The organism is Shewanella basaltis (assembly GCF_023283885.1).
Taxonomy (GTDB): Bacteria; Pseudomonadota; Gammaproteobacteria; order Enterobacterales; family Shewanellaceae; genus Shewanella; species Shewanella basaltis.
In genome coordinates, this window is record NZ_JAKILA010000023.1 from 65,513 (window position 1) to 77,772 (window position 12,260).

Annotated in this window: 8 protein-coding genes and 1 pseudogene; 6 read left to right on the plus strand and 3 right to left on the minus strand. The window is 43.2% G+C overall.

Annotated features, from left to right (window positions below; translation table 11 throughout):
* Positions 1 to 73 precede the first annotated feature (73 nt).
* Complete coding sequence (locus L2703_RS15565; protein WP_248971991.1) at positions 74 to 1,537, minus strand: aminoacyl-histidine dipeptidase; 1,464 nt, start codon at positions 1,535 to 1,537, stop codon at positions 74 to 76.
* Between the two features lie 169 nt (positions 1,538 to 1,706).
* Between L2703_RS15565 and L2703_RS15570 the strand changes: the two genes are divergently transcribed.
* From L2703_RS15570 to L2703_RS15585, 4 genes are all read left to right on the plus strand, one after another.
* Positions 1,707 to 3,248 carry a M17 family metallopeptidase gene (locus L2703_RS15570; RefSeq protein WP_248971992.1) on the plus strand — a complete coding sequence of 514 codons (1,542 nt, stop codon included), beginning with the start codon at positions 1,707 to 1,709 and terminating at the stop codon, positions 3,246 to 3,248.
* A gap of 862 nt (positions 3,249 to 4,110) precedes the next feature.
* The gene (locus tag L2703_RS15575) at positions 4,111 to 5,400 is read left to right on the plus strand and encodes an NCS2 family permease (RefSeq protein ID WP_248971993.1); all 1,290 of its coding nucleotides are present in this window, start codon (positions 4,111 to 4,113) and stop codon (positions 5,398 to 5,400) included.
* 179 nt (positions 5,401 to 5,579) lie between these two features.
* The gene (gene proB, locus L2703_RS15580; protein WP_248971994.1) at positions 5,580 to 6,689 is read left to right on the plus strand and encodes a glutamate 5-kinase; all 1,110 of its coding nucleotides are present in this window, start codon (positions 5,580 to 5,582) and stop codon (positions 6,687 to 6,689) included.
* Positions 6,690 to 6,699: 10 nt separating this feature from the next.
* Positions 6,700 to 7,974: a glutamate-5-semialdehyde dehydrogenase gene (locus tag L2703_RS15585; protein WP_248971995.1), complete on the plus strand. Its 1,275-nt coding sequence runs from the start codon at positions 6,700 to 6,702 to the stop codon at positions 7,972 to 7,974.
* A gap of 55 nt (positions 7,975 to 8,029) precedes the next feature.
* Here L2703_RS15585 and L2703_RS15590 read toward each other — a convergent pair whose 3' ends face one another.
* Complete coding sequence (locus L2703_RS15590) at positions 8,030 to 8,365, minus strand: hypothetical protein (RefSeq protein WP_248971996.1); 336 nt, start codon at positions 8,363 to 8,365, stop codon at positions 8,030 to 8,032.
* Positions 8,366 to 8,840: 475 nt separating this feature from the next.
* On the opposite strand from L2703_RS15590, the gene dnaK reads away from it, so the two are divergent.
* Both dnaK and dnaJ read left to right on the plus strand, forming a co-directional pair.
* Complete coding sequence (gene dnaK / locus L2703_RS15595; RefSeq protein ID WP_248971997.1) at positions 8,841 to 10,763, plus strand: molecular chaperone DnaK; 1,923 nt, start codon at positions 8,841 to 8,843, stop codon at positions 10,761 to 10,763.
* Between the two features lie 111 nt (positions 10,764 to 10,874).
* A complete protein-coding gene (dnaJ, locus tag L2703_RS15600) occupies positions 10,875 to 12,002 on the plus strand; it encodes a molecular chaperone DnaJ (RefSeq protein WP_248971998.1) in 1,128 nt (375 codons plus the stop codon).
* A gap of 32 nt (positions 12,003 to 12,034) precedes the next feature.
* Here dnaJ and L2703_RS15605 read toward each other — a convergent pair.
* Positions 12,035 to 12,260 (minus strand): annotated as a pseudogene (locus L2703_RS15605) (hypothetical protein); the annotation flags it as partial.

Consider the following 12,260-nt stretch of genomic DNA (forward strand, 5'->3'; position numbering starts at 1 on the left):
CGCGACAAGATACAATACAAACTAAAGGCGACATCACTGTCGCCTTTTAATCTGGTAAGCCGTTGATTATCCTTTATGCGTCTTTTGCAGGAATACGCGCTAGTACGGCTAGCAGTAATTCCCAGTATTGCCCCACAGTGGTGATGTTAACCATTTCATCAGGGCTATGTGGATAGCGAATGGTTGGACCAATCGAGACCATGTCCATGTGCGGATATGGCTCTTTAAATAAACCACATTCAAGACCTGCGTGAATAACCATAATGGTTGGGTCTTTTTTATAAATATCATTATAGGTTTCACGCACTATGGCCATGACAGGTGAGCTTGTGTCAGGCTTCCAGCCCGGGTAAGCCCCACTTAAATCTATACTTGCACCAGAAAGATTTGCTAATGCAGTAAGCATTCCAGCGACTTCTTCACGGCCAGAGTCAATTAATGAGCGGATGAGGCACAATACTTCAACGCTTTCGTCTTCAGTGCTAATTACACCAACATTGAGTGAGGTTTCGGTAACACCTTCAACTTCGTCACTCATACGAATAACGCCGTTAGGGCTTGCATGCAGTAAATCAATCAAGGTGTTTTGTGCCTCTTCACCCATGACTTTTACTGGAGTGGCAATCGGAGCTAGAGTCAATAACATGCCTGGATCAGCAATGGCGAGCTCTTCACGCACCAAAGCTTGAAAAGACTCAACGGCTTGTTTTAGCGCATCGACGTTTTCTGTTGTTAACATAAATTGAATATTGGCTTCGCGCGGAATGGCATTTCGTAACGAACCACCCGAAAAGCTCACTAACTCAAGTGCTAACTCGTCGCTGTATTTAAACAAAAAGCGGGTAAGTAATTTGTTGGCATTACCACGACCAAGGTGAATGTTAACCCCAGAGTGCCCGCCTTTTAAGCCAGACAGCGTTAATGAAAAACTGGCGTTACTGTGCTCTGGCGCTTGCCATGACATCGGGATGCTGATTTGCGCATCGACACCGCCAGCACAACCCATGTAGATTTCACCTTCTTGTTCTGAGTCGGTGTTAATTAAAATGTCTGCTTCAAGGTAGCCAGCTTCTAAACCAAAGGCACCTGTCATGCCGGCTTCTTCGTCTATGGTTAATAAGACTTCTAATGGTCCATGTTTGATGTCTTTACTGCCTAGTACTGCCAGTGCAGATGACATACCGATACCGTTGTCAGACCCTAAGGTTGTGCCTCTGGCTTTAACCCAGTCTCCGTCAACATAGGCTTCGATGGGATCGGTTTCAAAGTTATGCACTTTGTCGGCATTTTTTTGTGGCACCATATCGATGTGAGCTTGTAGCACCACTGTTTTACAGTTTTCCATACCTGGTGTTGCAGGTTTACGGATGATCACGTTGCCCACCTTATCTTCAACAACTGCAAGCCCTTGAGCTTTGGCCCATTGCTGAATGTGTTGCGATAACGCATGTTCATGTTTTGATGGGTGTGGAATCGCACAAATTTGTTCGAACCATTGCCAAAGAGGCTGAGGATATAATTGAGTTAATGCAGTCACGAAACGCCCTCTATGAAGAATTCAGTCGGATACGACAGATATTAAAACTGCAAATATTTTAACATATTCTGCGGCGTCACTTGATATTGCCACATCAATTTGCCAAGGTTTAGGCCACAAATCTGTAAATAAATATGAACCAACAACTGTGTTGTTGATAAGGACTTTTATGACTCAAATAAATCAACCTGCGCAAGCATTTCAAGTGCCCTTTATTGATGTCACCAGTGACGAAGCCATTTTTGAAGGTGAGGGCTGGGATGCTGTAGTGGTTATCGCCCCGAGCCTTGCTGATATTAAGCAAGATGAAATTAATTTACTGGCATCCCACGCTAGTCAAATTGATCAGCGTATTGGCAACAGTGCCACGTTACTGTTGGCGCCAGGCTTAGCCGGAGGGCGATTGATTATCTCACCGGTTGCAGATGCTGATAACATTTATAATGATGTGCGTGTATTTGCCAAAGCAGCCCGTGAAGGGATTGCTATTGCAAAAGCCGCCGGCGCGACTAAACCACTCCTTGTGGTGCCTGCGGTAAGTGATACACGCTATCAACATGCACAACAAGTTGCAGCATTAGCGTGTGGTCAGGAGTTATGGCAGCCACTAGAAGCACGAGAAGCAAAGTCACTAACCCCAAGTTTAGCTGCAATAGGGCTGCTTAATAGTGAGTCTCACAGCCAGTTAATCAATGCGGCAGAATCAGGGAGAGTGCTGGCGCGTGATCTTTGTGGTACTGAGCCAGAACGAATGTCAGCCATGGGATTTGCTCAGTATTGTGTCGATGCGTTTACCGACAGTGGATTAGCGGTATCTGTCATTGATCAGGTTGAACAGTTACGTACTGACTACCCGCTATTAAGTGCTGTGGGGCGAAGCTCATTTGGGGTTGAGCGCCACCATCCTCGGGTCGTAAAACTAGAATATATCGGTGAGGGCACTATTACTAAAACCTTATTTTTTGCCGGTAAAGGGGTGGTTTACGATACAGGCGGCGCAGACATCAAAGTGGCCGGCTCTATGGCTGGGATGAGCCGCGATAAAGGCGGTGCAGCAGCTGTAGCTGGATTAATGAAAGCACTGTCAATCCTAAAACCTAAAGGCATTAAAGTGGTTGCTGAGTTGGGGCTGGTGAGAAACAGTATTGGTAGCGATGCCTTTGTGACTGATGAGATCATTCGTAGCCATTCTGGTGCGCGGGTTCGTATCGGTAATACTGATGCCGAAGGGCGTCTTGTGCTTGCTGATCTACTGTCACACCTTCGTATTCAAGCCTTGCAGGCTATAAACCCACAGGTATTTTCCGTTGCTACCTTAACAGGCCATGTGGTGAGAGCTTATGGTGGCTATTCTGCTTTGGTTGAAAACAGCGTGGCAAAACAACAGGGCGTAGCAGCGTTGCTGGCCGATGTGGGTGAGCAATGGGGTGAGCCTTTTGAAGTGTCGCGTTTGCGCCCAGAAGATTTTGATAAAGTGGCCGACAAAAATGGCGCTGCAGATGTGGTGTCTTCAAATAATGCGCCATCGTCAATTACCGCTCGTGGTCATCAATATCCTGCTGCTTTCTTGTTAAAGGCGTCGGGGTTATTGCAAACGCCTTTGGCTTTTACGCATATTGATATCGCGGGCAGTGCTGTTGAGGGCGATCCACTCTATGGTAAACCCACTGCCAATCCTTTGGTTGCTTTATTACAGTTTGCTAGCTGTTAAGTTGCCCATTGTTATTTTGTTGATTTTAAATGGATTTAATGTGATTTTACATTTATATAACAATACTTGCACATAGTTTTAATACGGTTTTATTGTAATTAAATAACTTTTTATGAAGTTTTTGTGAATTAAAGCAAATAATACTTGTAATTAAATTACGGTTTTGTATAATTCATTTCGTCGGCAAGCAATGTGCTTATCGGCTCTAGTTAATCCAGGATGGATATAGCCTCCAGGGATCTGAGTGACAAGTTGTCTCAACGGATTTGAGAAATGTACGTTCCAAGGAACCGAGCCAAGCTTTACTAGGTTTATGCAACTTAACTTTTATTTAGGAGATGACCATGTCTTATACAGGTAACGGCAAAATTTATTGGCAAAACACTTGGTTTGCTGACGTATCAGTTTTACGTGGCGGTATTTTCGCCATGAAATTTTAAGAATTGACCCTCTTAAAGTAGCTTTAAATCCATCAACCTTTTGTTCGTCTCGTTTGACGGTTTTAGACAAGGTGGTAAATTAATTAATTTATCGCCACATCACGTTAAGTGATGCTAGCTTTCCTTTCCCCATATGGGATGCTTGTAACATGTCTGCCTACTCTTATTGAGTAGGCTTTTTTTTGCCTGCGATTTATTTCTCTGGTTTAGTCCGCTATATAAAACACTGTAATCTTTCAACAAAATGGCGAATTATAGCTATCATGTCCGTAAGTACCTATAATCCAGCACTTGCGACGTTAGTGTGCACTAATAACGCTGATTTTTATCATTTTAGCCATCATCAACGAGCTGGCTAAATCCTACCTATTGTAATAAAAACAATTGTTTAATTTTAACCCTTACCCAAGGAACCCTGTTCCATGTTAGAAAAACTGTTTAAATTAAAAGAACACAACACCAGCCTGAAGCAAGAAGCCATTGCTGGCCTCACAACATTTTTAACCATGGCGTACATTATTTTTGTTAACCCAATGATGTTAGCTGACGCCGGAATGGATCACGGCGCAGTATTTGTTGCGACTTGTTTAGCTGCGGCTGTAGGTTGTTTAGTGATGGGGTTGTTAGCAAATTACCCGATCGCGTTAGCACCTGGAATGGGGCTAAATGCCTTTTTTACTTACACTGTAGTCGGCGAGATGGGTTATAGCTGGGAAACTGCATTAGGTGCGGTGTTTATGTCTGGCGTGTGTTTCTTAATTTTATCATTAGTCAAAATCCGCGAATGGATTGTGAACAGTATTCCTATGTCATTGCGCTTTGGTATTGCAGCAGGTATTGGATTGTTTTTAGCACTCATTGGACTTAAAAGTGCGGGTATTGTGGTTGCAAGCCCCGCGACATTAGTAACCATGGGCGACATCACGGCTTTCCCTGCGGTTATGGCAGCGTTAGGCTTTTTCTTGATTATTGCCATGGTGCAGCGCGGTCTAAAAGCAGCTGTCATTTTTAGCATTCTTATTGTGACTGTTCTTGGTTTGTTATTTGGTGATGTGCAATATAACGGTTTGGTTTCATTGCCTCCATCCATCGCACCTACCTTTATGAAGATGGACTTATCTAGCGTGCTTGAAGTGAGCATGTTATCTGTTATTTTTGCTTTCTTGTTTGTTGATCTTTTCGATACGTCTGGCACGTTAGTGGCCGTGGCCCAACGTGGCGGTTTTCTTGATGATAAGGGACGATTGCCTCGCGTTAAGCGCGCATTAACCGCAGACAGTATGGCGACGATTGCCGGTGCAGCTTTAGGTACATCGACAACTACCAGTTATATTGAAAGTACTGCAGGAGTGAGTGCGGGCGGACGTACTGGATTAACTGCTGTGATTGTTGGGTTATTGTTTATTGCTGCGTTATTTGTTTCACCTTTAGCGGGTATGGTTCCTGCTTATGCAACGGCGGGAACATTATTTTATGTCGCTATTTTAATGATGTCTGGCTTAATTAATGTTGAGTGGGATGATTTAACCGAGGCCGCCCCAGTGGTGGTGACTTGTCTGCTCATGCCATTAACATTTTCTATTGCAAATGCCATTGGACTTGGGTTTATCTCTTACGCGTTGATCAAATTACTGACAGGGCGCTTTAAAGATTTAAACGCTGGGGTGTTAGTGGTTGCGGCATTGTTTATGGTTAAATTTGCATACAGTTAATGCCGTTATCATAACTCATGTGATGTGAGCTTATGCCATCACAAATAACCAAAGGGGCTTTTTGCCCCTTTTTCATGCGTAAATAATAAAAAAAGCCCTGTATTAGCGGCTTTCACTATGAATTATTCACTTTATTGGGTATAAAAATAAATCGAATTTTTAGTTAACTGAGTGAAGTCATGGGTTATCGGCGTGTGGTGGTCAAGTTAGGTACTAGTGTGCTGACATCGGGCAGTAAAAAGCTTGATAAAGCACACATGGTGGAGTTAGCAAGGCAAATGGCTACGCTAATGCGTGCAGGGGTTGAAGTGGTATTGTGTACTTCAGGTGCTATTGCCGCCGGACGTGAGCATCTACAATACCCCGTTTTTCCAGATACGATGGCAAATAAGCAATTGTTGGCCGCGGTGGGTCAAAGCCAGTTAATTTTAGCCTGGTCACAATTATTCAGTATTTATGGGTTGCATGTTGGCCAATTATTATTAACTCGCGCTGATTTGCAAGATCGTGAACGCTACCTTAACGCCCGTGATACGTTGAACGCACTATTGGCAAACAACATTGTACCAATCATTAATGAAAATGATGCAGTGGCAACAAATGAGATTAAAGTTGGCGACAACGATAATTTATCTGCTCGAGCCGCGTTGTTATGTGATGCTGATTTACTGATTTTATTAACCGATCAGAAAGGATTGTTTGATGCCGATCCGCGCACTAATCCAGACGCGCAGTTGATTAAGCAAGTGGCCAATATTGATGACAGTTTACGCTTACTTGCCGGCGGGTCTGTGTCGGGCTTAGGTACCGGCGGGATGGCAACTAAATTAGAGGCTGCTGATATTGCTCGCCGTGCAGGTATTGAAGTAGTGATAGCCTCAGGTCATCATCCTGATGTGATTGCAAAGGTTGCCGATCGTGAATCGGTAGGAACCCATTTTAGCGCGATTGAAAATCCGCTAGAAAGCCGTAAACAGTGGATACTTGCCGGCCCTGCGGCTCAAGGTAAGTTAATTGTTGATGCTGGTGCGTCAAGCGCGGTGGTGGCAAATGGTCGTAGTTTGTTATCTAAAGGAATTATTGCAGTAGAAGGTAAATTTGAGCGTGGAGCGACCTTATTAATTGTCGATCAAAAAGGCAAGGTACTGGCCAAAGGCATCAGTCGATACTGTGCGCATGATGTGCTTAAAATTAGTGGTAAGCACTCAAATGATATCGAGCCTTTGCTGGGGTATGACTATGGTGACGCTATCATTCATCGTAATGATATGGTTGTGTTAGATAATTAAGGATAAGTTTATGTCTGCTGTAGAAACCGAATATTTAACTCAACTTGGTCAGCGAGCTAAAACCGCAAGTTTTACATTAGCAACATTGTCAGCCAAGCAAAAGTCGGCATTATTAACCGAAGTAGCACATCAGTTAGGTGAGCATAAAGAGCAGATATTACAAGCTAATGCTCTAGATGTAGCTAATGCCAAAGCAAATGGGTTAACCGAGGCGATGATTGATAGGTTACTGCTTGATGAAGGTCGCCTTGCTGGGATTATTGCTGATATTGATAACGTGATAGCACTTGCCGATCCTGTTGGAAATGAGGCCGAAAGTCGAGTGCTTGATAACGGTTTACGCTTAACCCGCCGAAGCGTGCCATTAGGTGTGGTGGGTGTTATTTATGAGGCACGTCCTAATGTAACCGTAGACATTGCTGTATTAGCACTAAAAACGGGCAATGCTGTCATTTTACGTGGTGGTAAAGAAACCCTCACATCAAATAAAGTGTTAAGTGACGTGATCCGTACAGCTTTAGTTCAGCAAAACTTACCTCAAGATGCAGTACAGCTTATCGACTCACCAGACCGAAGTATTGTCAGTGGTTTGCTCCGTTTAGATAAATATGTCGATATGATAATTCCACGTGGCGGGCAAAATTTGCAGCGTTTATGTGCTGAGCAGTCGAGTATTCCGGTTATTTTAGGAGGCATTGGTATTTGTCACTTGTTTGTCGATAAACAAGCCGATTTAGTAAGGGCAATAGATGTTATTGCTAATGCCAAAGTACAGCGTCCAACAGTCTGCAATGCATTAGATACGTTATTGGTTCATCAACAGATTGCTGCTGAATTTATTCCTAATATTGCATCACATCTTCATGCCTTAGGGGTACGTTTTCATGCTTGTACTAAGGCTGTTCCTTATTTAGATGGATTAGGTTTTGACGTGACTCCTGCTCACCATGAGTCTTACTCAACCGAGTGGCTGTCGTTAACGCTTGGGATTAAGGTGGTAAGTGATATTGATGCTGCTATTGAGCACATTAGGCAGTATTCAAGTGGGCACTCTGAGGCGATTTTAACAGATGATATCCATGCAGCTGCGCACTTTATGAATCAGGTTGATTCAGCTGCGGTGTATGTCAATGCCAGCACACGCTTTACCGATGGTGCCCAATTTGGTTTAGGAGCTGAAGTGGCTGTAAGCACTCAAAAATTGCATGCTCGCGGCCCAATGGCATTAGATGCGCTCACGACATACAAATGGCTTGCGTGGGGTAATTATACCAGTAGGCAGTAGGATTGCTTTTTAGGCAAGGGCGTTTTTAATCGCCCTTGTCGTGAAATTACAGGGGTTACAAGTTAAAAATCAGGTGACTAGGAGGGGCGGGGAGTGTTAGCCGCTCATAGGTAGTTAACAACCATATAATAAAAAATGCAGCTGTCATCAGTATTGCAACAATGCGAAATGCCTGCGCATACTCCATTACATAAGTGAAATAGCGTTGCTGTACCGCATTGGTCAAAATAGTTGCAACAAGGGCAAATACACACAGATACATGGCCGCGTATTGAGTGGTGCTTGAACCATAAAACTTTTCATAGGCCAAAATAAAGCCAACAATCGTTAACGTCACAATACGAATAACACGTTCTGTTTTATCGCTAAAGTTCCACCTTGGCAGTCCCATTGCCTAGTTTCCTTATCCTAACATTCCAAACATTGTTATAACTCCGATACTGCTTTTTATCAAATAATACTATTGTGCGTTAGTGATGGCTCCCTAAAGCATGCAGCAGCTGTTTTCTGTAGATTATCGCAATGTCAAAGGGGATAACCACAGGTATTGTGTTCCCTTTAATAAAAACAGCTCTTTATCTTTTCTACTGCATTGCTCGTTTACAATAAGAATCATTTTGGCTTAACGACAACATCGATGGCTTTGGCTTGAGTGGTTTTCTGATTATATAAGCAAAATGACATAAATTTTTTAGTCCTCCCCTTGTAATTCATTTTGTTGTCCCAATATAGGTATCAAGGCTGATATGAGTGGTAAAAAGTGAACGCCAAATTAACCCTTTAAAGGTTGAAAAATACGGAGTTCATCCCCATATCAACATCAAATAACATATTTGTGACGAATAACGTCAATTTTGGAGGACCCCATGGGCAAAATTATTGGTATCGACTTAGGCACGACAAACTCTTGTGTGGCTGTCCTTGATGGCGGTAAAGCACGTGTCATTGAAAACGCAGAGGGCGATCGTACAACCCCGTCAATCATCGCTTATACCGATGACGAAACTATTGTCGGCCAACCAGCAAAACGTCAGGCTGTAACAAACCCTGCAAATACATTCTTTGCAATTAAGCGTTTAATTGGTCGTCGCTTTAAAGATGACGAAGTTCAGCGCGACGTTAACATTATGCCATTCAAAATTATTGCTGCAGACAATGGCGATGCATGGGTTGAATCTCGCGGTAACAAAATGGCTCCACCGCAAGTTTCTGCTGAAATCTTGAAAAAAATGAAAAAGACAGCAGAAGACTTTTTAGGTGAAGAAGTGACAGAAGCGGTGATTACTGTTCCTGCTTACTTTAACGACTCGCAACGTCAAGCAACCAAAGATGCTGGCCGTATTGCAGGTCTTGATGTTAAGCGTATTATCAACGAGCCAACAGCGGCTGCGTTAGCATACGGTATTGACAAGAAGCAAGGCGACAACATTGTTGCAGTATACGATTTAGGTGGTGGTACATTCGATATCTCTATCATCGAAATCGACAGCAATGATGGCGACCAAACATTTGAAGTATTGGCTACCAATGGTGACACTCACTTAGGTGGTGAAGACTTCGATAACCGTTTAATCAACTACTTAGCTGATGAATTCAAAAAAGACCAAGGCTTAGATCTACGTAAAGATCCTTTAGCAATGCAACGTTTGAAAGAAGCGGCTGAAAAAGCAAAAATCGAGCTTTCAAGCACTAACCACACTGAAGTTAACTTACCTTACATCACTGCTGATGCAACAGGTCCTAAGCATTTAGTGGTTAAAATTACTCGTGCTAAGTTAGAGTCGCTAGTAGAAGATTTAATTCAACGTTCTTTAGAGCCATTAAAAGTCGCATTAGCCGATGCTGACTTATCCGTTTCAGACATCAACGAAGTGATTTTAGTTGGTGGTCAGACTCGTATGCCTAAAGTACAAGAAGCAGTAACTAACTTCTTCGGTAAAGAGCCACGTAAAGACGTTAACCCAGATGAAGCCGTTGCTGTAGGTGCTGCAATTCAAGCTGGTGTACTTTCTGGTGATGTAAAAGACGTACTATTACTTGACGTAACGCCACTATCGCTTGGTATTGAAACCATGGGTAGCGTAATGACTAAGCTTATCGAGAAGAACACCACTATCCCGACAAAGGCAAGTCAAACCTTCTCAACAGCTGATGATAACCAAAGTGCGGTAACCATTCACGTTCTTCAAGGTGAGCGTAAGCAAGCGAGTGCTAACAAGTCTTTAGGTCAATTCAACCTTGAAGGCATTGAACCAGCACCACGCGGTCAACCACAAATTGAAGTGGCATTCGACATCGATGCTGACGGTATCTTACATGTGTCTGCAACAGACAAGAAAACCGGTAAGAAACAAAACATCACCATTAAAGCTTCTTCAGGTTTATCTGATGAAGAAGTAGAACAAATGGTACGTGATGCAGAAGCTCACGCTGATGAAGATGCTAAATTTGAAGAATTAGTGCAAGCACGCAACCAAGCTGACGGCTTAGTCCATGCGACCAAGAAGCAAGTTGAAGAAGCGGGTGATGATTTAGGTAGCGATGATAAAGAAAAAATTGAAGCGGCAATTGCTTCTTTAGAAACCGCTATCAAAGGTAAAGACAAAGAAGCAATCGACACAGCAACGCAAGCGCTTATCGAAGCCTCTGCTAAGTTAATGGAAATCGCCCAAGCTAAAGCACAAGCTCAAGGTGGCGATGATGGCCAAGCACACGATGCTGGAAAGTCAAAGCCTGCTGATGATGTTGTTGATGCTGAGTTCGAAGAAGTAAAAGACGACAAAAAGTAATTAACAATTTCAGTTAGTTACTATTGAAGCGGGCGTTGGGGTTATCCTCATACGCCCGTTTGTATAAATTAAGTTTAGCGACTTACTCATACCTTCGAGAAACAGAACACTATGTCAAAGCGTGATTATTATGAAGTTCTTGGTGTCTCTCGTGACACCAGCGAACGCGAAATTAAAAAAGCGTACAAACGCTTAGCGATGAAGTATCACCCAGACCGTAATCCGGGTGACAAAGCCGCTGAAGCAAGCTTTAAAGAAATTAAAGAAGCGTACGAAATTTTAACCGACAGCGACAAAAAAGCCGCTTATGATCAGTTTGGTCATGCCGGTGTTGATCCTAATCGTGGCGGACACGGTGGTGGTCAAGGTGATTTTGGCGATATCTTTGGTGATGTATTTGGTGATATTTTTGGTGGCGGGCGTCGTGGCGGTCAGCGCCAAGCAGCTCGTGGTAGCGATTTACGTTACAATCTTGAGTTATCACTTGAAGAGGCTGTACGCGGCTTAACCAAAGAATTACGTATTCCAACACTTGCAGCGTGTGATTTGTGTGATGGCAGCGGTGCTAAAAAAGGCACTTCGGCTAGTACCTGTGGCACGTGTCATGGCCAAGGCCAGGTACAAATGCGCCAAGGTTTCTTTGCCGTGCAACAAGCCTGTCCTACCTGTCATGGTCGCGGTAAAATTATTAAAGACCCATGTGGTAAGTGTCATGGCGAAGGCCGTGTTGAAAAGAGCAAAACCTTGTCTGTTAAAATACCTGCAGGTGTTGACACAGGTGATCGTATTCGTCTTTCTGGCGAGGGTGAAGCCGGTGAGTTTGGTGCACCTCCAGGCGATTTATACGTTCAGGTAAGTGTGCGTGAACATGCAATCTTTACTCGTGATGCTAATAACCTATACTGTGAAGTGCCAATTTCATTCAGTAAAGCTGCACTTGGCGGCGAGATTGAAGTCCCAACACTTGACGGCAAAGTAAGCCTTAAAATTCCAACAGAAACTCAAACTGGGCGTATGTTCCGCTTACGCGGTAAAGGCGTTAAATCGGTGCGTAGCCATGCAGTAGGTGACTTACTGTGTAAAGTCGTAATGGAAACACCGGTTAACTTAAACGAGAAACAAAAAGAGCTATTACGTGAGTTTGAAGCGACATTAACTGGCGAATCAAAAAAACACAGCCCAAAAGCTGAAGGTTTCTTTGATGGCGTGAAAAAGTTCTTTCAGGACTTAAACAGTTAATTACGCAAATTAGCGTGTCTTTAAAAGGCTGTTTACTGTGGTAAGCAGTCTTTTTTATTGGCTATACAATACACTTTTTTGCTTGTGTCATTATTAGGGTCTGTTGATCTTTCAAGGTTATTTTTGCAGCGAATTGTTGGTCTTTTATACAAGGCAGAGACTTTGAGGTGTAGTTATTCTACATAAAAAGTCGATAACGCAGTAAAAATGACCAACAAACGCTGCCCACAGGGTTCGGCTAAAAACGTTTTACTCTTT